Source organism: Ruegeria sp. CDSA077 (assembly GCF_059612265.1).
The window spans coordinates 22,784-42,812 of sequence record NZ_JBXWQG010000001.1 but is presented as its reverse complement, the minus strand read 5'-3'; the positions used below and the strand labels follow the sequence as shown (position 1 = coordinate 42,812).

The following is a 20,029-nucleotide window of genomic DNA, read 5'->3' as shown; positions in this document are numbered from 1 at the left end:
AAGAATCAAGAAAAAGGCCCTCGGTTTCCGGGGGCCTTTTTCTATTGGACTACAGCTCCGCCCGAATAGCGGCGACCGCGCGCCCTTCGAAATCACCAAACTCGGCCGCTTTGGACTGGCTGGCCCGCAGGGCATCTAGACGCGCGGCATAGTCATCGACCGAAGCGGCTTGAATCGCACTCCGAATGTCGGCCTCGGAATCGCACAGGATCATCCCGGATGTGTCGAAGAAATCATCAATATTGGGACAGCCCCAATAGATCGGCACTGTCGAGCACAAGATCGCGTCTGTCAGCTTTTCCGAAAAGTAATTCCGCTCCCGCACATTCTCGATCACCACCGAATAGCGATATGGGGCCAGCCCGTCAGACTTTCGGTCAAACGGAGTATAGCCACGCCCCATAATATCGACATCTGCCCCGGATTCACGAACCCAGTCGATCACGGAATGGCGCAGCTGATGTCCTTCGAGATCACGTTTGGCCGAGGCGATCAAAGAACAGGATTTAGATTTCTCGACCAAAAGTTCTCGCCAATCAGGCACCATCGTCACGCCATAAGGCAGAAACACGGCGTTTGGGATACCTTGCAACAAAACATCATGAAAGGTCAGCACCCGGAAGAACCGCCGCCACGTATAGCGCAACATGCGATCATGTTTGGCATGGATGGCCGAAGGCTCTCCCATCATCAAAGATATCCGCGCACGTGTTCCCCGACGAAGACGCAGATGTACGGTGGAATTGGGGTACATGATCAGATGGTCCGTGTGCGCAAGATCGCCCACTGTTTTTCCGATCAGACGATCCGGGCAACCTTCGGGCCAGGTCAGTTCCGACAAAGGAACCGTGGCCAGTTTCGGCCCTAACCGATGCCCATAGGGCAATATGGCGATTGCAGGTTCTGTCATCATCCGGCATCTGGCAAATTAACCTGACCCCGCATCAGAATATGCCCGCGACCGGCGACCTTGATGCCTGTCATCGCATCCGATGGGCCAGCTCGGGTAACAGTCGCCTGACCGGGGCGCCCCATATCATGGCCTTGCTCGGCAATAAAAACGTCCTTTGGCATCAGCCCATGTTTCCAGAGATACGCCGCCATCGCACCTGTGGCAGATCCGGTAAACGGATCCTCGGGCGGGCTGGGCGGGGCCAACAGCAATCTCGAGAATGTATCGCCTGCTTTGGTCGCGCCTTTGAGCGTTACAAGAAAAGGTTCGGCCATATCGGAGCCGGAAAAGCCCGCCTTTTCGGCAATCTCGCGCAAAGGCCTTTCGACCAGTTTTGCCGCGCGCAGGGCGTCGTGATCACGAAGAACAGTGACACAGAAGGGCAGCCCGGTAGAAACAAATTGCGGCGGCGAGATGATCGCCTCTTTGGGCAGGCTGATGGCAGAGGCGACCAGCTCGGCGGGAACATAGGCGCCGAATTGTGGTGCAATCTGCGTCATCTCGATTTCATCACCGCTGATGCAGATCGAAACGATCCCCGCGCCGGTTTCAAGCGTCAGGGTATTGCCTTGCAGCATTCCTCTGGACTGCATTGCAGCTACGGTTGCGATCGTGGGATGCCCGGCAAAGGGGATTTCGCGACTGGCCAGAAAATAACGAACCCGGAAATCGGCCACATCGGACGGGCCAGTAAAGGTGCATTCAACCAAGGACGTCTCGCGCACATAGGCCATGCAGACGTCTTCGGACAGAGCTGCCCCACCATGAACAACAGCGCACCCATTGCCACCAAAGGCGCGATCGCTGAAGGCGTCTACCCAGTCAAAGTCGAACCAATTCATGTGTCGTGCACTCCGATATTCGAACCATCATAGGTTCGACTGTCTCGCCCGACAGGCCATGGATGTCACGAGGAAAACGTACGGAGGTCGCTTTAGTGCACGGCCACCGGTGAAAAATCATGCTCGCGCGCCAGGTTAAACGCCAGCTTGCGATCAGCAACCAGTGCCAGTTGCTGGCCGTCGGCATCGTGTACCGCATATAGCAGGCTCAGATCTCCGGCCTGTTCGCGAACTTCCCGAGGTAGATCGGCGACTTCAACTGTTTTGACATAGACGATCCGATCGCCTTCGGCGTTGATTTCAAACGGTGTATTCATTGCTCTTACCCCTTCCTTATGTTGATCGTTTGCACCACGGTTTCGGGCACGGCGCGGGTCAGATCCACATGCAGCAGACCATTTTCAATGATCGCCTCGCCAACCTCGACCCCATCGGCCAACACGAACATGCGCTGAAACTGACGTGCCGCGATCCCACGGTGTAGAAAGATACGTCCTTCGCTGTCGTCGCGCTGACGTCCCCGGATCACCAACTGTCGATCTTCGATGGTAATCGACAGGTCCTCTTCTGCAAACCCGGCCACGGCCAAGGTAATGCGGTAGGAAAAATTCGAGGTCTGTTCAATATTATAGGGCGGATACCCCTCATTTCCGGCCTTTGCAGACCGCTCCAGAAGGCGTTCCAACTGCTCGAACCCCAAAAGATGCGGGTATGAGCCCAGAGTAAGTTTAGACACGTATTTTCGTCCTTTATTGCCAAAGCGACGTGTTGTGCGGCCCCATTCTGGCAACCGCGTATAATAGAATATGGGAATATACAGCGATGTCCACAAGGTCTGGCCGGATCAAGCCTGACACACTATCTTGTGTGACAAGCACCACAACAACTCTGAGTCGCCAATGAACGCGCCCACCGATCTTTCGATGAAAACTGATGAGGTTCTGCGGGTAGAGCTGGAAGTTTTCCGCCGTCAACACCGTGATCTTGACGAAGCAATCGAGGCGCTTCAGGCCACTGGCACCTCGGATCAACTGACGATCAAACGGTTGAAAAAGCAGAAACTGCGCCTGAAAGACATCATTCGCCTGATCGAAGACCGCCTGACCCCAGATATCATCGCCTGAGACATCTGAACCGCATTGCCACAAAGGCGGATTTGGCTATAGTTCGCGCTCTTTCGGAAGGCAGGGACGCAAGCGGATGAGCGACGTTAAAGTGGGGATCATCATGGGAAGCCAGTCAGACTGGTCCACGATGAAAGAAGCCGCAGACATTCTGGATGAGCTGGGCGTGGCCTATGAAAAACGCATCGTTTCAGCGCACCGCACCCCAGATCGCTTGTGGGACTATGGCAAGACTGCTGTCTCGCGCGGATTGCAGGTGATCATTGCAGGGGCCGGCGGGGCTGCGCATTTACCGGGCATGATGGCCTCGAAAACACGCGTTCCTGTGATCGGCGTTCCGGTGCAGACGCGGGCACTGTCTGGCGTCGATTCGCTCTATTCCATTGTTCAAATGCCCAAAGGGTTCCCGGTTGCGACTATGGCGATCGGGTCGGCAGGTGGCGCCAATGCGGGGCTGATGGCCGCTGGCATTCTGGCGCTGCAGGATAACGCTCTGGCCGGCCGGCTGGATGCCTGGCGCGACGCGCTATCGGCCTCAATCCCCGAAGAACCCGAGGGATGAGCCGGATCGGATTCATCGGTACGGGCCATATTGCGGCCCCGATGGTGCGTTTTTTGGCCCGTAAAGGGCACGAGATCTCCGTGACAGAACGCAATGACCAGGTTTCAACCGCGCTAAAGGCTGAACTGGGTGTGTCTGTCACGACGCCACAGGCCGTGATTGATGCATCCGAGATCGTGTTCCTGTGCCTGCGCCCACATATCGCTGCGGACGTTCTGGCCGCCTTAACGTTTCGATCCGACCATCAGATCGTCTCGGTCATGGCAGCAGTTTCGAAAGATGAACTAACCGAGCTCTGCTCTCCGGCGCCGGCAATCGTGCAAACCATTCCGCTGGGATTTTTGGAAGCCGGTGGCTGCCCGCTGGTCGCTTTCGGCAACGATCAACTGCTGGCCGATTTGTTCGCACCGGAAAACCCGGTGATCAAGGTCGCAGATGAGGCGGCACTGAACGCCCATTTCGCCATTTGCGCCATGGTCCCCGGCCTTCTGGACCTGATGGCGACCGGAGCAACTTGGCTGGGAGACACAACCGGAGACGCAGCCGGGGCCGAATTCTACACCACCCAGTTGGTATCGGGCTTTCTGCACGCGATGGATAAGAAGGCCGCAGGCCGCCTAGAGGCCGAACGCGATGCGCTGGCCACTGACGGCACGCTGAGCCTGCAAATGACACAGACCCTGCAAGATCAGGGCGCGCACAAGGTATTGCATGCAGCACTTGGCGCTATTGGCAAACGTTTGGAGAGTTGAGAATGGTGGAAATGCTCGCCCCCGGCGCGACAATCGGGATTTTGGGCGGCGGTCAACTGGGCCGTATGCTGTCCGTTGCTGCAGCCCGGCTGGGTTTTGTGTCGCATATTTATGAACCCGGTGCGACCCCTCCTGCGGGTCATGTGGCGGATCGGGTGACCACCGCCTCTTATGAAGATGCCGAGGCCCTCAAGGCCTTTGCCGAAGCAGTCGATGTCATCACCTATGAGTTCGAGAACATCCCCACCGAAGCACTGGACATTCTGGAAGCCCACCGCCCCATCCGCCCGGGGCGCGAGGCGCTGCGGGTCAGTCAGGATCGACTGAACGAAAAGGCTTTCTTGCAAGGGCTGGGCCTAAATACAGCGCCCTTCGCCGATATCACGGATCTGGACAGCTTGAAGGCTGCGATTGACCAGATCGGCACCCCTGCCATCCTGAAGACCCGCCGATTTGGCTATGACGGTAAGGGACAGGCCCGGCTACGCAGCCCCGATGACGCTGAAACTGCTCTGGCTGATATGGCGGGCGCGCCTGCGATCCTGGAAGGCTTTGTCGATTTCAGCCATGAGGTATCAATCATCGCCGCGCGCGGATTGGATGGTCAGGTCGCCTGTTTCGACCCCGGTGAGAACGTGCATCGCGATGGCATTTTGCATACCACCTCCGTCCCTGCCCGCCTGCCCGCAGCAAAGCGCACAGATGCGATCCTGCTGGCGGCAAATATCCTGAACGCCTTGGACTATGTCGGCGTCATGGGGGTCGAGTTGTTCGTGACCCCGCAGGGTCTGATCGTGAACGAGATCGCACCGCGCGTGCATAACTCGGGCCATTGGACACAGAATGGCTGCGCGGTGGATCAATTCGAGCAACATATCCGTGCCGTGGCAGGCTGGCCTCTGGGCGACGGGCAGCGTCATTCAGACGTGGTGATGGAGAACCTGATCGGCGACGATATGGACCGCGTACCTGAACTCGCGACCGAACGTGATATTGCGCTGCATCTTTATGGAAAGGCCGAGGTGAAGGCAGGCCGCAAGATGGGTCATTTTAACCGCATCACGCGGTAAATCAGCCCACAAACCGCGCGGCGATATCCCCGGCCATATAGCTGACGCGCCCGGCAGCCAACGTTGCCGCGACACGGTTTGTATCTGCCTCCAGAATGACCAGATCGGCACGCTGCCCGGGGGTGAGCGTGCCGCGATCTTGCAACCCAAGTACGCGGGCTGGCCCTGACGACACCAGCGCCCATGCGCCCGCCATGTCCAGAAGGCCGGATTTGGCCAGCATCAAGGCTGCCCGGCGCGGGCTGGGATAGTGATAATCCGAGGCCAGCGCATCGCACAGCCCCATCGCAATCAGGTCCAGCGCGCTAACATTCCCTTTATGCGACCCGCCGCGTACTACATTGGGCGACCCCAGGATGATGTGATCCCCGGCGGTGCGGGTTGCCTCGGCGGCTTCCAGCGTTTCGGGGAACTCTGAAATCCGCGCGCCCCGCGCGCGCCATTCGGCACGAGTTTGGGCTTTGGCGTCATCGTGGCTGCCCATGCGGACGCCCTGCTTTGTCAAAGCAGTACAGAGTACATCCAGTGCGGTAGGCACCTCATCCCGGCGAGCATGCATCGACAGCAGCATTTCGAAATGCACCTCGGGATTGCGACCGGCCTTGAGCGCCTGACCGGTCAGACGCGGGGGCTTACGCCCCTCGGTCAGACGGTCATGCGGCAGGTGGTCGTTGAACACGACATAGGGCACCTGCCAAGCCGCAATCTTTTCTGCCAGTCCGGCGTAATCGTCCAGCATATGCGTTTCGAACCGAAGCTGGGGCATCAGATCGGTGACGGTGTGGTCCTTGACTGCCGCAATGGCATCAAACACCTGCCCTGCGAACTCAGGCCCGCGCACCCCGCCTTCCCAACTGTAAAACTGGGCCAGAACGGCTGTGGTGATGCCATTGGCCGCCAGTTCAGCCTCGACCGAGAGGATCCCTTCGTTCATCTGCTTCATGGCACCGCGACGGGGCGCGATGTGCCGTTCAAACCCATCGCCATGCAAGTCGATAATACCGGGCAGAACCAGATATCCTGACAGGTCGATCTGCCGCCCGGCAGGGCCTGTCTGAACCACGCCATCGGCAATGGTCAGATCGACATCCGTCAGCCCCTCGCCGGGCAGAAGAACCTCTGCACCGGTCAGAGTCAGGCTTAATGCGGTCATTGCGTGGACTCCGAGTCAGGTTCCGAGCAATCCTGTCCGATGCAGATCTCGTCAATAGCTTCCATCACCCCGTCAAGCCAGGTGATCTGCGGGTCGAACTGGCCGAATTCGATGAAGTGCAGGGCCTGAGCCATGACCCGCGGATTGTTCATCATAAACGTGTGGGTCACCGGCAGAACCAGGTGATCAGTCATTCCTTCGACCTTGGTGCTTTCAACCGAAACCTTACCGTCATCAGGCCCATCAATCAGTGAAGAAAACACCGGGTTTAATGAGTTCTCGCCTGCGATAACACCCAGTTCAAAATCCACCGGCGGTAGACGACCCGGAATCCCTTCGGCGCCTGTGCCCAGTTGAAGGCCCGCAGGTCCGTTGAGATAGCCGAACACCTCCCACGCGCTAAGTTCATCGACCAGTTGGCTGCCCTGATTGGGCGGCCCCAGCATGACGACACGACCCAGGTTTTCCGGGCTATGATCCTTGAGCCAATAGCGCAACAAAATGCCGCCCATCGAATGTGCCACCACATTGACAGTGTCATCGCCACAAGACGCAAAGGCATCAGGAATGGTTTGTTCGGCCAGTTCGGGAATACCGATCTCGGTCGAGGGATAGCCCGGGCGCACAACCGAATAGTCATGTGACTTGAACAGCTGCTCCATCACGGTGAAAGAGGCCTCGGTCCGCGCAAGACCATGCAACAAGACCACGCATTTCGCGCTGGCCGCGGCAGGAAGCAGAAAGATAAGCAGGGCGATCAGAATTTTCATAAGCGCCAGATAATGCCTTAGCGCCGCTGATGAAAGCCCTACCCCCGCTGACGTCGCAGCACCGCCAGCGCGATGCCGCCCAACACCAACGCTGCGCCAATCAAAAGCCGGGCCTCTGCTGTTTCGCTCAGCAAGAGGACACCGCCCAGAATAGCAATCACGGGCACGCTCAACTGCACTACAGCTGCAACGGTCGGTGCCAGTTGGGGCAAAACACGGTACCACAACGCATATCCCAGCCCCGAAGTGACCGCCCCGGATATTGCCGACAGCAACAAACCGGTGCCCGTCATCTGCCAACCTCCGCCGAGCAGCAGCAAAGCTCCGGCCGTCACCGGAAGGGCAATGACGAAATTCGCCGCCGTACCGGCAAGCGCATTTGGCTCGGACCGTCCCGCCAGAGAATATGCTGCCCAGCCAATCCCGGCAGCGCACATCAGGGCGGCTCCGACCGGGTCCACCTGAACCGTTCCCGACGGCCAAAGCACATAGGCGAGGCCACCCAATGCAATCGCCGCCCCCAGAAGTTGCTGTCGTGTCGGTGAATTTCCAGTCACGGCAGTGGCCACGAACATCGTGATTTGCACCACCCCGAAAAGGATCAAGGCGCCCAGCCCGGCATCCAGTGTAAGATAGGCGATCGAGAACCCGATCATGTAAAGCGACAAGGCGCCAGCGCCAATGAACCGGCGAGGGCTGCGCAACGGCAGGCTGCCGCCACGTATCAGAACCAGCACCGCCAGCATCAGCGCCCCTGCCAGAACGCGCATAACTGCAAACCCGGCCGGGTCGCTATCGCCGCCTTCAACGGCCATCCGGTTCAGAATGGAGTTCGCTGCAAAGGCGCACATGGTGAGGGCGGTCAGAAGGAACAGTCGCATATCAACCCGATATCGGTTTCACACCGGTTTGGGTACTCACTTTCCTGAAGGGACCGGTTAGACCGTCGACCTCGGAACAGTTTGAGCCACAGTTTCAGTCAAAAGCGGCGTGTCAAAACGAAACGGGGTCGTCCGAAGGCGACCCCGTTCCTTAGCTCTGCAGCTCCCCTCTGGGCGGTTTGGCTAGGCTGCCAAGCGCCTGTGGGGCCGTCAGAATTCGCCTAAGCGAATTCGACGTTTTACATCATGCCGCCCATGCCGCCCATGTCGGGCATGCCGCCGCCAGCAGGTGCATCTTTCTGCGGCTTGTCAGCAACCATTGCTTCGGTAGTGATCAGCAAGCCAGCAACCGACGCTGCATCTTCCAATGCGGTACGGACAACTTTGGCCGGGTCAATCACGCCGAATGCGAACATGTCACCATATTCTTCAGTCTGCGCGTTGAAGCCAAATGCCACATCATCGCTTTCGCGAACTTTGCCAGCAACAACCGCACCGTCAACGCCTGCGTTTTCAGCAATCTGACGCAGCGGAGATTCGATGGCTTTACGAACAATGTTGATGCCCGCGTCCTGATCGGCGTTTGCGCCTTGCAGGGTGTCCAATGCTTTACCGGCCTGAACCAAAGCAACACCACCGCCCACAACAACGCCTTCTTGAACAGCAGCGCGGGTCGCGTTCAGTGCATCGTCCACACGGTCCTTACGCTCTTTCACTTCAACTTCGGTCATGCCGCCGACGCGGATAACAGCAACACCGCCTGCCAGTTTGGCAACGCGCTCTTGCAGCTTCTCACGGTCGTAGTCCGACGAGGTTTCTTCGATCTGGGTGCGGATCTGAGCAACACGTGCTTCGATCTCGGCTTTTTCGCCAGCACCGTCGACGATGGTGGTTTCGTCTTTGGTGATTTCGATTTTCTTGGCAGTGCCCAGCATGTCCATGGTCACGGACTCAAGCTTCATGCCCAGATCTTCGCTGATGACCTGACCGCCGGTCAGGATTGCGATGTCCTGCAGCATGGCCTTACGGCGATCGCCGAAGCCCGGTGCTTTGACAGCAGCAATTTTCAGGCCGCCGCGCAGTTTGTTAACAACCAGAGTTGCCAGCGCTTCGCCTTCAACGTCTTCTGCAATGATCAGCAGCGGCTTTTGCGACTGGATCACCTGCTCGAGCAGCGGAACCATCGGCTGAAGCGAGGACAGTTTCTTTTCGTGCAACAGGATCATGCAGTCTTCGAGGTCTGCAACCATCTTGTCAGCGTTGGTGACAAAATAAGGCGACAGGTAGCCGCGGTCGAACTGCATGCCTTCGACAACATCGGTCTGGGTTTCCAAGCCTTTGTTTTCTTCGACGGTGATAACACCTTCGTTGCCGACCTTCTGCATCGCGTCTGCGATTTGCTGGCCGATCTCGGTTTCACCGTTGGAAGAAATGGTGCCAACCTGAGCAACTTCAGCCGAGTCCTTGACTTCACGCGAGGCGTTCTTGATGCCTTCAACAACCTTGGCAGTTGCCAGATCGATGCCGCGCTTCAGGTCCATCGGGTTCAGGCCCGCTGCAACCTGCTTCAGACCTTCTTTGACGATGGACTGAGCCAGAACGGTTGCGGTGGTGGTGCCGTCGCCGGCTTCGTCATTGGTGCGGCTGGCGACTTCTTTCACCATCTGCGCGCCCATGTTTTCGAACTTGTCTTCCAGTTCGATTTCCTTGGCAACCGAAACACCGTCTTTGGTGATGCGCGGTGCGCCGAAAGATTTGTCCAGAACCACGTTGCGGCCTTTGGGGCCCAGGGTCACTTTGACAGCGTCGGCCAGGATGTTCACACCTGCCAGCATGCGGTTACGGGCATCGGTGTCGAACTTGACGTCCTTAGCAGCCATGTCGTTTCTCCTTGAGAAAATGTATTGGGTTGAAGATCAGAGGAAGCGCGTGGGCTTACTCGATGATCCCCATGATGTCGCTTTCTTTCATCATCAGCAGCTCTTCGCCGTTGACTTGGACCTCGGTGCCCGACCATTTGCCGAACAGGATCTTGTCGCCAGCTTTTACAGCCATTGCGATCAGCTCGCCACTGTCCTTGCGTGCGCCTTCGCCGGTCGCAACAACTTCGCCTTCGCTGGGCTTTTCTTTTGCGCTGTCGGGAATGATCAGACCACCAGCGGTTTTCTCATCGCTTTCGGTACGGCGAACCAACACGCGGTCATGAAGCGGTTTCAATGCCATCTTTGCAGCTCCTTGGGCTCAAAGTTTATCTATCCTCCCCTCACCTTGCGGCGAGGCGTTAGCACTCGACCCTTGCGAGTGATAACGGCGTATAGCTAGGGGGTCGAAATCCCTGAGTCAACAAGCGTGAAGAATTTTTTATCCTTGGGACTCAATCAGGCTGATCCCAGCTATAGGCCCAGTGCTTCAGACCTTCTTGTCCGGATTCCGACAAGACGTAGACACCTTTTTCAATTTTGTCGAACCAGCCATAATGGTTTTCGCGCATTAGCCGGGTCGCAATCGAAACACCGGTTGCCTTAGCAACATCTGCCCCTTTTGTGGCACCACATTCTGCAAGATGCGCCGCACAGCGCAAAGCATCCTGACGATAGGCGGTGACGAGGCCGTGGCGTGTGGCGCCGCCTGCGTTCGGATCACCTTCAAGCCTGTCAAACTCGCGCAGCAGCCGCGCTGTTTTGGCCTTGTCCTTTCGCGGGACGTAGGGCCCAGGATCACAATGCACCTCGACAACGCCATCCGCCCGAACAGTTATCAGGCCAAGGCCCAACCTTCGACATAGCGCCGTGTTGTCCTTCAACGCCCGCCTGGCCGTGCGTCCGCGGGGCTTGAGAACACAGATATAGACATTTTCAGTAACCTTCAGTCGGGTGATTGCCTGGTGAAACAGCGCCAATGAGAAACGCAACTTCAACTCTACAATCACAGGCTCTTCACCCTCACGAACAGCCATGACATCGACCGCACCGACCTCGCCTTTGACGGTATAGCCCTGACGCTCTAACAGCGCCTTGATTGGGGGGTAGAGATCCTGCTCGCGGTCCATGTGGCTCATGCTATTCGAATTACTGTGGAATGCCAGACACAGATCAGGTCAGTGTCCATCCTGGCAGGTTGAACACCGGCCTTGGCCCCGGCAAGGTCGCACCCCATATAGGGATTGATCCAACCAGGATGGTACGATGCGTTTTTTGATCTTTTTGGCTTGTCTGCTGGTACCTTTCTCGGCCCAAGCGGCCTGCGAGGGGCGCGACCTGAGGTCTGACCTAAATCCAGAGGCGCAAGCTGATTTGCAGCAGGCTTTGGCCGACTTCCCGTACCCGGAAGGCAATCACTGGATCGCGACAAAAGGCGATACAGTTCTGCATCTGATAGGAACGCTGCACACAAACGACCCGCGTATGGACGCCGTCATAGAAAGGCTGGAACCGACACTCAGCCAGGCGGATGCGTTCTATTTCGAAGTGACCCAGGACGAAATGACTGCATTTGAACAGGAACTGGCCAAAGACCTCAGCCCTGTTCTGATCACGTCAGGTCCCACCCTGATTGAGCTGATGCCGGAAGAGGACTGGGCCGCCCTGTCCAGCGGCCTGGCAGAGCGTGGCATCCCCAGTTGGATGGCTGCAAAAATGCGCCCCTGGTTTCTGAGCATGATGCTGGGTGTCCCCCCATGCATGACCGAGAATCCGGAAGCCAGCTATGGAATGGACGCGCGCCTGACCGACATGGCCGAAGCCCATGACATCCCCCAGTACTCGTTAGAGCAGATTGACGATCTGATGGCGATGTTTGACCAGCACCCGATCGAAAAGCAGGTGCAATCACTGATCCGCATGGCCAGTGCCTTTGAAAGCAGCGAGGATCAGTTGGCGACTATGGTCAATGCCTATCTAGAAGAAAAGCACGCAGAGATCATCCAATTTGCCAGACTACAGGGGCTTGAAACATCCGGTCTGTCACAAGAGGTCTTCGACGAAGAGTGGTCTAGTTTCGAACAGCAACTTCTAGTCGGGCGCAACAACAACTGGATGCAGCACATATTGGCCATTCAGGACCAAACGGTGGTCATTGCTGTGGGCGCCGGACATTTGGGCGATGACCATGGTTTGTTGAACCAGTTGGAACAGGCCGGATACACGCTGAAACGTGCCGCTTTCTAGGCCCGGCCTTACCCTTCGTCGCAGTTTACGCAGGGGCGGGTGACAAGTGTGCCAGACCACCCTATAAGGCGCCCAAATCTACTCTCCTCAGGACGCTGAAATGACAACCCTCGTATTTGGACATAAATCCCCCGACACTGATTCCACCGGTTCGCCGATCCTGTGGTCGTGGTACATGAACGAAATCAAAGGCGAACAGGCCGAGCCTGTCCTGCTGGGCGAACCCAACACTGAAGCAGCCTTTATGCTGCAGCACTGGGACCTGCCCAAGCCGCGCATCATCACAGACGTAGAGGCTGACGCACCGGTTGTTATTGTCGACACGAACAACCCCGCCGAGCTGCCCGCCAGCATCAACGGCGCCGATATCCGCGCCATTATCGACCACCACAAACTGGTCGGCGGTCTGGAAACCAAAGGCCCGATCGACATCACCGTGCGGCCGCTGGCCTGCACCGCCACTATCATGGTCGACATGATCGGCGACGATGCCGCCAAAATGCCCGATGCCATCAAAGGCGCGGCGCTGACCTGCATCCTGTCGGACACGTTGGAATTCCGCTCGCCCACCACAACCGCGCATGACCGCGCTGTGGCCGAAAAACTGGCCGCGGATCTGGGTCTGGACGTCTCGGCCTATGCTGCAGAAATGTTCGCGGCCAAATCAGATGTGTCCTCATTCTCAGACGCCGAGCTGATCCGGATGGACAGCAAGGAATACGAAGTCGACGGCACCAAATTCCGCGTTTCGGTTCTGGAAACCACAGCACCGGGTGTCGTGCTGGACCGCAAAGACAGCCTTGCGGCGTCGATGGCCGACGTAGCCAAAGAGGACGGTGTCGATCAGGTATTGCTGTTCGTGGTCGATATTCTGAACGAAGAAGCCACCCTGCTGGTTCCCAACGATCTGGTCAAAGCCGTGGCCGAGAAAAGCTTTGACGCCTCGGTTGATGGCGACGTGGTCGTTCTGCCCGGGATCATGAGCCGTAAGAAACAGATCATTCCGAACCTCAAGGTCTGATGCATAACGTCGAAGGCGCCCCAATCGGGCGCCTTTTTTCTGCGAGGCTCTGCCTCGCGCTCCGAGGTATTTGAAGCCAGATGAATGAAGAATCCCCTGCTTCATCTGGCTCCAAATACCTCGGGGGAGTCGCCCGCAGGGCGGCGGGGGCAGAGCCCCCACTGGCCAAACGCCACCACCTCTGGCATAGGCTGGATTGACATTCCTGCCAGATCAAACGGGGCCCCATCATGACACAGATCATCCACGCATTGCCCGAGGTTTCCAGCCGGTATAAGGCGCTGTTCGTCGATCTTTGGGGCTGTGTCCACAATGGCATCACCGCCTATCCCGAAGCAGTTGCGGCCCTGCAGGCCTATCGCGCGCAGGGTGGCATTGTCGTTCTGGTGACCAACTCGCCCAAGCCGCGTGCTGGCGTCGCCACCCAGCTGGCGCAATTCAATGTCCCAGACGACGCCTATGACACGATTGCCACCAGCGGAGATTCGGCACGGTCGGCCATGTTCCGCGGCGCAGTCGGCGAAAAGGTCTATTTCATGGGCGAATGGCAGCGGGATGCGGGCTTCTTTGAACCGCTGAAGCTGCTGGACCACCCGATCCATATCGAACGCGTCCCGCTGGCCGAGGCCGAGGGCATCGCTTGCTGCGGGCCGTTCGACCCTATGGCGGACCCGGCGGTGAACCGCGCTGATTTCTTGTATGCCAAGCAGAAAGGGTTAAAGCTGCTCTGCGCCAACCCCGATATCGTGGTGGACCGTGGCGAGGTTCGGGAATGGTGCGCGGGCGCGCTGGCCAAACTGTATACGGAAATGGGCGGCGAGAGCCTGTATTTCGGCAAGCCCCATCCACCGATCTATGATCTGGCCCGTCGCAGGTTGCAGGAACTTGGCCACGACATCCCCGATGGGGACATTCTGGTCATCGGAGACGGCCCGCATACCGACATTCTGGGTGGTATGGGCGAAGGCATTGATTCTCTTTTTATCTCAGGTGGGCTCGCCGCGGCTGAGACCAAAACCGCGACACATCCGCATCATGAATCGCTAACTGATTATATTCAAAAAGAAAAGATAAACCCGACCTATACGATCGGCCGCCTTAGGTAGTCAAAAAAGGCTTGATTTTCTGCAGTTGCAAAGTAATAAAGTTTCCCAACAGGGGTGACTTTGATTTTTTTGTTGCCCGATGAATTCGAGTGAGGGCAACATGTTGGATAATCTTCCACGCGGCACGATCTGTATTGAAGACATCGAGATGGGCATGTCCCGTCACCTTCGCAAAGTGGTGACGGACGAAGATATCGAAATGTTCGCTCAGGTGTCGACCGACAGAAACCCCGTACATCTGGACGACGATTACGCCCGCGACACGATCTTCGAGGGGCGCATCGCGCATGGGATGCTGACCGCGGGTCTGATCTCGGCCGTGATCGGCGAGCAGTTGCCAGGCCACGGCACAGTTTACATGGGGCAGTCGCTGAAGTTTCTCGCTCCTGTTCGCCCGGGTGACATGGTCTATGCCGAGGTCAAGGTGATCGACATTGATTTTGCCAAACGTCGGGTCAAGCTCGATTGTCACTGCGCAGTGGATGGCAAGAACGTGCTGGTCGGCGAAGCCATGGTGCTGGCCCCGTCGCGCAAATTCGACTGAGCGTTTCCGGGGGTCTCAGACCCTTGAACAAGCGCGCCTGTCCCGCTAGGCAGTCGCTATGCGCATCATTCGTGACCTCCAATTCATCGAACCCCAAGATCGCGGCGCCAGCGTGGCGATCGGGAATTTCGACGGCGTTCATATCGGCCACCAATCTGTGATTGAACTGGCCCTCAGCGCCGCGCCGAGTGCACCTTTGGGCGTACTGACATTCGAGCCGCATCCCAGAGAATACTTCGCCCCGGACACCCCGCCCTTTCGCCTGATGCGCGGCAATGCCCGCGCGCACCGGTTAGCAAAACTGGGGGTCGAAAAGCTGTATGAGCTGCCGTTCAACGCCGCATTGGCTGGCCTGACGCCCAGGGAATTCGCCCGCAACGTGATCTGCGAAGGGCTCGGCCTGTCGCATGTCGTCGTAGGTGCCGATTTCTGTTTCGGCAAAGGCCGCAGCGGCACCGCTGATGACTTGGTGCTCTTTGGGCAAGAGATGGGGTTCGGTGTCACCATCGCTCCGTTGATGGAGCGGTCCGAAAATGTCGTTTCATCCACTGCGATCCGTACTGCACTGACCGAGGGCCGCCCGCAGGATGCCGCTACCATGTTGGGTCACTGGCACCGGATCGAAGGCGAGGTGATCGGAGGCGAACAACGGGGCCGTGAACTGGGATTTCCCACCGCAAACATGTCCATTGAGGGGCTGCATCCGCCAAGATTCGGCGTCTATGCCGTTCTGGTCGATGTTCTGGATGGACCTCATCTGGGCAGCTATCAGGGCGCAGCCTCGGTTGGGACGCGACCGATGTTCAATGGTGAGGTCCCCAATATCGAAACCTTCCTGTTCGACTTCTCGGGTGACCTTTATGGCGCGACCCTGTCGGTGGGTCTGGTAGAATACCTGCGCCCCGAGATGACCTTTGACGGTCTGGACGGCCTGATCGCGCAGATGGATGCCGATTGCGACAAGGCCCGCGGCCTGCTGGCGGACCGATGACAACGGATCCGATCGACCGCACCGGCCTGGCCCCCAGGTTCTGGGAACGAAAACCGCTAACCCGCATGAACCAAGCCGAATGGGAAGCTTTGTGCGATGGCTGCGGCAAATGTTGTCTGAACAAACTGGAAGATGAAGACACCGGCGAGGTTGCCCTGACCTGCGTCGCCTGCCGTCTGCTGGATGACGAAAGTTGCCGCTGCACCCAATACGATATCCGCCACCAATTTGTGCCGGAATGTATCGTGATGACGCCGGGCAACATCAACGATCACGCCTATTGGCTGCCACAGACCTGTGCCTATCGCCTGTTGTGGGAGGGCAAACCCCTACACGACTGGCACCCCTTGATTTCTGGCACACCGGACAGCGTTCATGCCGCCGGAGTCTCGGTTCAGGGGCGGACCGTGTCCGAATTCGAAACTCCGCTGGAGGAGTGGGAAGATCATATCATCGAGGAGCCCAGCTAATGTACTTTGCCTCTGACAATTCGGGGCCGGTTCACCCGGCGGTCATGGAAGCGCTGAATGCTGCCAATCAGGGCTATCAGATGGCCTATGGAACCGACACCCTGATGAATGAGGTCCGGGATCGCATTCGCGGGGTGTTCGAGGCACCTGGCGCCGCCGTGTATCTGGTGGCCACCGGGACGGCGGCGAATTCGCTGGCGCTGGCGACGCTGGCGCAGCCGTGGGAGACGGTGTTCTGCTCACCTGTGGCCCATATCCACGAGGATGAGTGCAACGCGCCCGAGTTTTACAGCGGCGCCAAGCTGACGCTGGTTCCGGGCGCGGACAAGATGGCGCCGGACGCGCTGCGCGGCTCGATTCTGGCCGAAGAAACACGCGGCGTGCATGGACCGCAGCGCGGACCTGTATCCATTACGCAGGTGACCGAACGAGGGTCTGTTTACACCCTGTCAGAATTGCAGGCGCTCTGCGCTGTGGCCAAAGAGTATGGGCTGCCTGTCCATTTGGACGGTGCGCGTTTTTCCAACGCCCTTGTTGCGTTGAACTGCTCACCCGCCGAGATGACGTGGAAAGCAGGCGTGGATGCGGTCAGTTTTGGCGGGACCAAAAACGGGCTGATGGGCGTCGAAGCCGTTGTCTTCTTTGATGAAAGCAAAGCCTGGGAATTCGAATTGCGCCGCAAGCGCGGGGCGCACCTGTTCTCCAAGCACCGCTATCTGTCCGCCCAAATGGCGGCGTATCTGCAGGATGATCTGTGGCTGACACTGGCCCGTCAGGCCAATAACAACTGCGCCCGTCTGACCGAGGGGTTGCGGGCCAAAGGTGCCTCTTTCCTGCACGCGCCGCAGGCGAATATGATTTTTGCCCAATTTTCACGCGCCCAACACAAGCAACTGCATGCCGCAGGTGCTGTTTACCACCTGTGGGGGGCAGAGCTGGACGGGGCAGATGACAGCGAAATTCTAGCCTGTCGGCTGGTTTGTGACTGGTCCATCGAGCCTGCGCAAATTGATCGGTTCATCGCGCTCTTGTAACGACGCGCCCGAAGCTTCAGGCAGTGGCAGGCAGTCTGTTCCAAAAAGCCTCGATCAGAGCGCCGGTCTCTGTCGGGTGAGAGATCGGAGCCATATGCCCTGCCCCTTCGATCACGGTGCTTTCGGCCATTGGAAGACGGGATTTCAATCCAGAGTTTATCGCGACCATCACTGGGTGGGTGAGCGCGCCATGCAGCAGCAATACCGGCATATTGGCGTGTGCGATCCGCTCGGGCCGTAGCAAGCCTTTGGAATCCATTATCAGTTCGTTTTCGACCTCGGACACCAGATGAATTCCACGCACCATCCCCGCCCGTGCAGTTTCGGGCATGTCTGACCAACGCGGTCCCCTATCTCCGGCCCACAACCGGTTGAACAGCCTTGCCGCCAAAGGTTCGTCGCCTGATGCAAGCGCGTCCATACAGGGTTGGGCAACATGCGCGTATTCCGCCACAAGGTCCGGGGCATCCTGCTGTGCCACCGCAAAATACACCGGTTCGATCAGTACGACACTGCGAACCAATGTTGGGTGCTCGACCGCCAGCCGCAATGCAATCGCCGCGCCAAAAGAATGCCCGACCACGTCCATCGGCTCGGTCAGATGTTCAAGTGTGGCTTCGGTCAGCCGGTCATACAGATCCCCCTGGCGATCCCAGTCCGGACTGCGCCCATGGGACAACATATCCGGTGCAATAAAACTTGCCTGCCCTTTCATCGCCGCGGCTAGGCCCGCCCAGACCCCGGAATGAGCAATGGTACAATGCAAGGCCAGCACAGGGCGATCACCCTGCCCCAACTGCGTGACATGCAGGTTCTGCGCAACGGCCATTATGTTGTCCTATCCCTTCAGCCCGGCCAGATGCCCGTCCAGATCGTCCAACCTGTCTTGGCCCCAGAACCGCTGATCGTCTTCCGTTATATAGAACGGAGCTCCAAAAACCCCGCGTTCCACGGCTTCTTCCAGATTGGCGGTATAGGTCTCAGCCCCGAGCAGCAAGCCGCTAACGGCCAGATCCGGGGAAAACCCAGCGTCAGCCAGGCAAGCGCGGATTACGTCGTCCTGCGCGATGTCCTTTTCCTCGGCCCAGCAGGCGCGCACAAAGGAATGCAGCAGCTGCCCCACATTCCCCGACCCGTCCTGAATGGCCGCGATAATGGCATAGGAAGACGGCGCCGCATTGGTGGGCCAATGGGCCGGCCGCAGATTGAACGCCATGCCCAGCTTTTTCGACTGTCGCTGCATTTCTTGCGTCCGGTATTCGATGCGCGAGATATGGCGGTCCTTGGGCGGAACACCTCCCGTGCGTCCGAACAGGGCGACGATATCAAGCGGCTTGTAGTTGATTGTCGCACCATGTTTGGCCGCAATCTCCTCCAGGCGCAGTCCGGCCAGGTAGGTGTATGGCGAGAGTGTCGCAAAATAGTAGTCAATTTGGGCCATGTTCACTTTCTCCGCAGCGTTATCTTTGCTGGACGGTAAGGCCATGCTAAGCGGTGTCAACATCACGAATCTGTCACATTTGCCATTGCTGCCCGGGGACCTCAGCCGATGCCGACACTTCACGAACCCAAGTTAATCGCTGGGAACGCTAATCTTCCGCTTGCCGAATCCATTGCACGCCGAATGAGCCTGTATCGCGGCGTCGATCAGGGTCTGGTCGATGCCCGGGTCGAACGGTTTAACGACGGTGAAATCTTTGTCGAAGTGTTCGAGAACGTGCGCGGCGAAGATATGTTCATCGTCCAGCCCACCTCGAACCCGGCCAATGACAATCTGATGGAGCTACTCATCATTGCTGATGCGCTGCGCCGTTCGTCGGCCCAACGGATTACCGCCGTGATCCCCTATTTCGGCTATGCCCGCCAGGACCGCCGCACCAAGGCCCGCACACCGATCAGCGCCAAGCTGGTGGCCAACATGCTGACTGGCGCCGGGATCGAGCGTATCCTGACCATGGATCTGCACGCAGCGCAGATTCAGGGGTTCTTCGACATGCCTGTCGACAACCTTTATGCCTCGCCGATCTTTGCGCTGGATGTGAAACATCAGTTCAAGGACAGCCTCGACGAGATTATGGTCGTTTCGCCCGATGTGGGCGGCGTGGCCCGGGCGCGCGAGTTGGCCAAGCGGATCAACGCCCCGCTGTCGATCGTGGACAAACGCCGCGAAAAAGCCGGCGAAGTCGCCGAGATGACCGTAATTGGCGATGTCAGAGACAAGATCTGTTTGATCGTGGACGACATGTGCGACACGGCCGGCACCCTGTGCAAAGCGGCGCAAGTACTGCTGGATAATGGTGCGAAGGAAGTTCATTCCTACATCACACACGGCGTCATGAGCGGCCCTGCGGTCGAACGCGTGACCAATTCGGTGATGAAATCTCTGGTGCTGACCGACACGATCCAGCCGACAGAAGAAATAACCAAGGCCAAGAACATCCGCATCGTGCCCACGGCCCCGATCTTTACGCAGGCGATCCTGAATATCTGGAACGGCACCAGTGTATCGTCATTGTTCGAGGATAAGACCCTGACGCCGATCTACGAGTCGATGTATCATAGGGATTGATCGAACGCGGCGGCCCAAGGGC

Annotated in this window: 24 protein-coding genes; 12 read left to right on the top strand and 12 right to left on the bottom strand. The window is 58.1% G+C overall.

The window, feature by feature from the left end:
• Positions 1–49 precede the first annotated feature (49 nt).
• The 4 genes from AC2FLE_RS00235 to AC2FLE_RS00220 form a co-directional block, all read right to left on the bottom strand.
• Positions 50–910, bottom strand: a complete 861-nt coding sequence (locus tag AC2FLE_RS00235; protein ID WP_496694708.1) for a glycosyltransferase family 10 fucosyltransferase — start codon at positions 908–910, stop codon at positions 50–52.
• Complete coding sequence (locus AC2FLE_RS00230) at positions 910–1,794, bottom strand: PhzF family phenazine biosynthesis protein (RefSeq protein ID WP_142636545.1); 885 nt, start codon at positions 1,792–1,794, stop codon at positions 910–912. The genes AC2FLE_RS00235 and AC2FLE_RS00230 overlap by 1 nt, the downstream gene beginning before the upstream one ends.
• Positions 1,795–1,886: 92 nt before the next feature.
• Positions 1,887–2,111, bottom strand: coding sequence for a DUF1150 family protein (locus AC2FLE_RS00225; protein ID WP_142636543.1), 225 nt, complete (start codon positions 2,109–2,111; stop codon positions 1,887–1,889).
• A 5-nt stretch (positions 2,112–2,116) separates the two neighbouring features.
• Positions 2,117–2,530 (bottom strand): Hsp20 family protein, encoded by a 414-nt coding sequence (locus AC2FLE_RS00220; RefSeq protein WP_142636541.1) that lies wholly within the window; start codon positions 2,528–2,530, stop codon positions 2,117–2,119.
• A gap of 163 nt (positions 2,531–2,693) precedes the next feature.
• Here AC2FLE_RS00220 and AC2FLE_RS00215 point away from each other — a divergent pair, with 163 nt between their 5' ends.
• The 4 genes from AC2FLE_RS00215 (at position 2,694) to AC2FLE_RS00200 (ending at position 5,302) form a co-directional block, all read left to right on the top strand.
• Positions 2,694–2,918, top strand: a complete 225-nt coding sequence (locus AC2FLE_RS00215) for a YdcH family protein (RefSeq protein WP_037308505.1) — start codon at positions 2,694–2,696, stop codon at positions 2,916–2,918.
• Positions 2,919–2,994: 76 nt separating this feature from the next.
• Positions 2,995–3,480 (top strand): 5-(carboxyamino)imidazole ribonucleotide mutase, encoded by a 486-nt coding sequence (purE, locus tag AC2FLE_RS00210; RefSeq protein ID WP_142636539.1) that lies wholly within the window; start codon positions 2,995–2,997, stop codon positions 3,478–3,480.
• On the top strand, positions 3,477–4,232 hold the full coding sequence (locus AC2FLE_RS00205; protein ID WP_496677633.1) for an NAD(P)-binding domain-containing protein: 756 nt from the start codon (positions 3,477–3,479) through the stop codon (positions 4,230–4,232). Before purE ends, AC2FLE_RS00205 begins: the two co-directional genes overlap by 4 nt.
• 2 nt (positions 4,233–4,234) lie before the next feature.
• Positions 4,235–5,302 carry a 5-(carboxyamino)imidazole ribonucleotide synthase gene (locus AC2FLE_RS00200; protein WP_496694707.1) on the top strand — a complete coding sequence of 356 codons (1,068 nt, stop codon included), beginning with the start codon at positions 4,235–4,237 and terminating at the stop codon, positions 5,300–5,302.
• Between the two features lies 1 nt (position 5,303).
• On the opposite strand, the gene AC2FLE_RS00195 is transcribed toward AC2FLE_RS00200, so the two are convergent.
• The 6 genes from AC2FLE_RS00195 to AC2FLE_RS00170 form a co-directional block, all read right to left on the bottom strand.
• Positions 5,304–6,455 (bottom strand): alpha-D-ribose 1-methylphosphonate 5-triphosphate diphosphatase, encoded by a 1,152-nt coding sequence (locus AC2FLE_RS00195; RefSeq protein ID WP_496694706.1) that lies wholly within the window; start codon positions 6,453–6,455, stop codon positions 5,304–5,306.
• Positions 6,452–7,225, bottom strand: a complete 774-nt coding sequence (locus tag AC2FLE_RS00190) for an alpha/beta fold hydrolase (protein WP_142636531.1) — start codon at positions 7,223–7,225, stop codon at positions 6,452–6,454. Before AC2FLE_RS00190 ends, AC2FLE_RS00195 begins: the two co-directional genes overlap by 4 nt.
• Before the next feature lie 38 nt (positions 7,226–7,263).
• Positions 7,264–8,106, bottom strand: a complete 843-nt coding sequence (locus AC2FLE_RS00185; protein WP_496694705.1) for a DMT family transporter — start codon at positions 8,104–8,106, stop codon at positions 7,264–7,266.
• A gap of 239 nt (positions 8,107–8,345) precedes the next feature.
• Positions 8,346–9,986 (bottom strand): chaperonin GroEL, encoded by a 1,641-nt coding sequence (groL, locus tag AC2FLE_RS00180; RefSeq protein ID WP_496693887.1) that lies wholly within the window; start codon positions 9,984–9,986, stop codon positions 8,346–8,348.
• A 55-nt stretch (positions 9,987–10,041) separates the two neighbouring features.
• The gene (locus AC2FLE_RS00175) at positions 10,042–10,329 is read right to left on the bottom strand and encodes a co-chaperone GroES (protein ID WP_120632017.1); all 288 of its coding nucleotides are present in this window, start codon (positions 10,327–10,329) and stop codon (positions 10,042–10,044) included.
• A 151-nt stretch (positions 10,330–10,480) separates the two neighbouring features.
• Complete coding sequence (locus AC2FLE_RS00170; RefSeq protein ID WP_496694704.1) at positions 10,481–11,155, bottom strand: DUF2161 domain-containing phosphodiesterase; 675 nt, start codon at positions 11,153–11,155, stop codon at positions 10,481–10,483.
• A gap of 136 nt (positions 11,156–11,291) precedes the next feature.
• On the opposite strand from AC2FLE_RS00170, the gene AC2FLE_RS00165 reads away from it, so the two are divergent.
• The 7 genes from AC2FLE_RS00165 (at position 11,292) to AC2FLE_RS00135 (ending at position 17,438) form a co-directional block, all read left to right on the top strand.
• A complete protein-coding gene (locus AC2FLE_RS00165; RefSeq protein WP_496694703.1) occupies positions 11,292–12,272 on the top strand; it encodes a TraB/GumN family protein in 981 nt (326 codons plus the stop codon).
• Between the two features lie 100 nt (positions 12,273–12,372).
• The gene (locus AC2FLE_RS00160) at positions 12,373–13,293 is read left to right on the top strand and encodes a manganese-dependent inorganic pyrophosphatase (RefSeq protein ID WP_142636520.1); all 921 of its coding nucleotides are present in this window, start codon (positions 12,373–12,375) and stop codon (positions 13,291–13,293) included.
• A 230-nt stretch (positions 13,294–13,523) separates the two neighbouring features.
• Positions 13,524–14,399, top strand: a complete 876-nt coding sequence (locus AC2FLE_RS00155) for an HAD family hydrolase (RefSeq protein WP_496694702.1) — start codon at positions 13,524–13,526, stop codon at positions 14,397–14,399.
• A gap of 100 nt (positions 14,400–14,499) precedes the next feature.
• Positions 14,500–14,943, top strand: a complete 444-nt coding sequence (locus AC2FLE_RS00150) for a MaoC family dehydratase (RefSeq protein ID WP_496694701.1) — start codon at positions 14,500–14,502, stop codon at positions 14,941–14,943.
• A gap of 58 nt (positions 14,944–15,001) precedes the next feature.
• Positions 15,002–15,934 (top strand): bifunctional riboflavin kinase/FAD synthetase, encoded by a 933-nt coding sequence (locus AC2FLE_RS00145; RefSeq protein ID WP_496694700.1) that lies wholly within the window; start codon positions 15,002–15,004, stop codon positions 15,932–15,934.
• The gene (locus AC2FLE_RS00140) at positions 15,931–16,404 is read left to right on the top strand and encodes a YcgN family cysteine cluster protein (protein ID WP_142636512.1); all 474 of its coding nucleotides are present in this window, start codon (positions 15,931–15,933) and stop codon (positions 16,402–16,404) included. The genes AC2FLE_RS00145 and AC2FLE_RS00140 overlap by 4 nt, the downstream gene beginning before the upstream one ends.
• Positions 16,404–17,438, top strand: a complete 1,035-nt coding sequence (locus AC2FLE_RS00135) for a threonine aldolase family protein (RefSeq protein WP_281994979.1) — start codon at positions 16,404–16,406, stop codon at positions 17,436–17,438. Before AC2FLE_RS00140 ends, AC2FLE_RS00135 begins: the two co-directional genes overlap by 1 nt.
• 16 nt (positions 17,439–17,454) lie before the next feature.
• Here the strand turns inward: AC2FLE_RS00135 and AC2FLE_RS00130 are convergent, their stop codons facing one another.
• Both AC2FLE_RS00130 and AC2FLE_RS00125 read right to left on the bottom strand, forming a co-directional pair.
• Complete coding sequence (locus AC2FLE_RS00130) at positions 17,455–18,267, bottom strand: alpha/beta fold hydrolase (protein WP_496694699.1); 813 nt, start codon at positions 18,265–18,267, stop codon at positions 17,455–17,457.
• Positions 18,268–18,276: 9 nt separating this feature from the next.
• Positions 18,277–18,879 carry a 2-hydroxychromene-2-carboxylate isomerase gene (locus AC2FLE_RS00125; RefSeq protein WP_496694698.1) on the bottom strand — a complete coding sequence of 201 codons (603 nt, stop codon included), beginning with the start codon at positions 18,877–18,879 and terminating at the stop codon, positions 18,277–18,279.
• A 108-nt stretch (positions 18,880–18,987) separates the two neighbouring features.
• Between AC2FLE_RS00125 and AC2FLE_RS00120 the strand changes: the two genes are divergently transcribed.
• The gene (locus tag AC2FLE_RS00120) at positions 18,988–20,007 is read left to right on the top strand and encodes a ribose-phosphate pyrophosphokinase (protein ID WP_142636504.1); all 1,020 of its coding nucleotides are present in this window, start codon (positions 18,988–18,990) and stop codon (positions 20,005–20,007) included.
• Positions 20,008–20,029 lie beyond the last annotated feature (22 nt).

Coding starts and splice junctions, on each gene's coding strand:
- AC2FLE_RS00175 (WP_120632017.1), bottom strand. CDS start 10,329: ATGGCATTGAAACCGCTTCATGACCGCGTGTTGGTTCGCCGTACCGAA.
- AC2FLE_RS00235 (WP_496694708.1), bottom strand. CDS start 910: ATGACAGAACCTGCAATCGCCATATTGCCCTATGGGCATCGGTTAGGG.
- AC2FLE_RS00200 (WP_496694707.1), top strand. CDS start 4,235: ATGGTGGAAATGCTCGCCCCCGGCGCGACAATCGGGATTTTGGGCGGC.
- AC2FLE_RS00205 (WP_496677633.1), top strand. CDS start 3,477: ATGAGCCGGATCGGATTCATCGGTACGGGCCATATTGCGGCCCCGATG.
- AC2FLE_RS00125 (WP_496694698.1), bottom strand. CDS start 18,879: ATGGCCCAAATTGACTACTATTTTGCGACACTCTCGCCATACACCTAC.
- AC2FLE_RS00195 (WP_496694706.1), bottom strand. CDS start 6,455: ATGACCGCATTAAGCCTGACTCTGACCGGTGCAGAGGTTCTTCTGCCC.
- AC2FLE_RS00150 (WP_496694701.1), top strand. CDS start 14,500: ATGTTGGATAATCTTCCACGCGGCACGATCTGTATTGAAGACATCGAG.
- groL (WP_496693887.1), bottom strand. CDS start 9,986: ATGGCTGCTAAGGACGTCAAGTTCGACACCGATGCCCGTAACCGCATG.
- AC2FLE_RS00130 (WP_496694699.1), bottom strand. CDS start 18,267: ATGGCCGTTGCGCAGAACCTGCATGTCACGCAGTTGGGGCAGGGTGAT.
- AC2FLE_RS00230 (WP_142636545.1), bottom strand. CDS start 1,794: ATGAATTGGTTCGACTTTGACTGGGTAGACGCCTTCAGCGATCGCGCC.
- AC2FLE_RS00225 (WP_142636543.1), bottom strand. CDS start 2,111: ATGAATACACCGTTTGAAATCAACGCCGAAGGCGATCGGATCGTCTAT.
- AC2FLE_RS00140 (WP_142636512.1), top strand. CDS start 15,931: ATGACAACGGATCCGATCGACCGCACCGGCCTGGCCCCCAGGTTCTGG.
- AC2FLE_RS00170 (WP_496694704.1), bottom strand. CDS start 11,155: ATGGACCGCGAGCAGGATCTCTACCCCCCAATCAAGGCGCTGTTAGAG.
- AC2FLE_RS00215 (WP_037308505.1), top strand. CDS start 2,694: ATGAACGCGCCCACCGATCTTTCGATGAAAACTGATGAGGTTCTGCGG.
- AC2FLE_RS00165 (WP_496694703.1), top strand. CDS start 11,292: ATGCGTTTTTTGATCTTTTTGGCTTGTCTGCTGGTACCTTTCTCGGCC.
- AC2FLE_RS00155 (WP_496694702.1), top strand. CDS start 13,524: ATGACACAGATCATCCACGCATTGCCCGAGGTTTCCAGCCGGTATAAG.
- AC2FLE_RS00190 (WP_142636531.1), bottom strand. CDS start 7,225: ATGAAAATTCTGATCGCCCTGCTTATCTTTCTGCTTCCTGCCGCGGCC.
- AC2FLE_RS00160 (WP_142636520.1), top strand. CDS start 12,373: ATGACAACCCTCGTATTTGGACATAAATCCCCCGACACTGATTCCACC.
- purE (WP_142636539.1), top strand. CDS start 2,995: ATGAGCGACGTTAAAGTGGGGATCATCATGGGAAGCCAGTCAGACTGG.
- AC2FLE_RS00145 (WP_496694700.1), top strand. CDS start 15,002: ATGCGCATCATTCGTGACCTCCAATTCATCGAACCCCAAGATCGCGGC.
- AC2FLE_RS00135 (WP_281994979.1), top strand. CDS start 16,404: ATGTACTTTGCCTCTGACAATTCGGGGCCGGTTCACCCGGCGGTCATG.
- AC2FLE_RS00120 (WP_142636504.1), top strand. CDS start 18,988: ATGCCGACACTTCACGAACCCAAGTTAATCGCTGGGAACGCTAATCTT.
- AC2FLE_RS00185 (WP_496694705.1), bottom strand. CDS start 8,106: ATGCGACTGTTCCTTCTGACCGCCCTCACCATGTGCGCCTTTGCAGCG.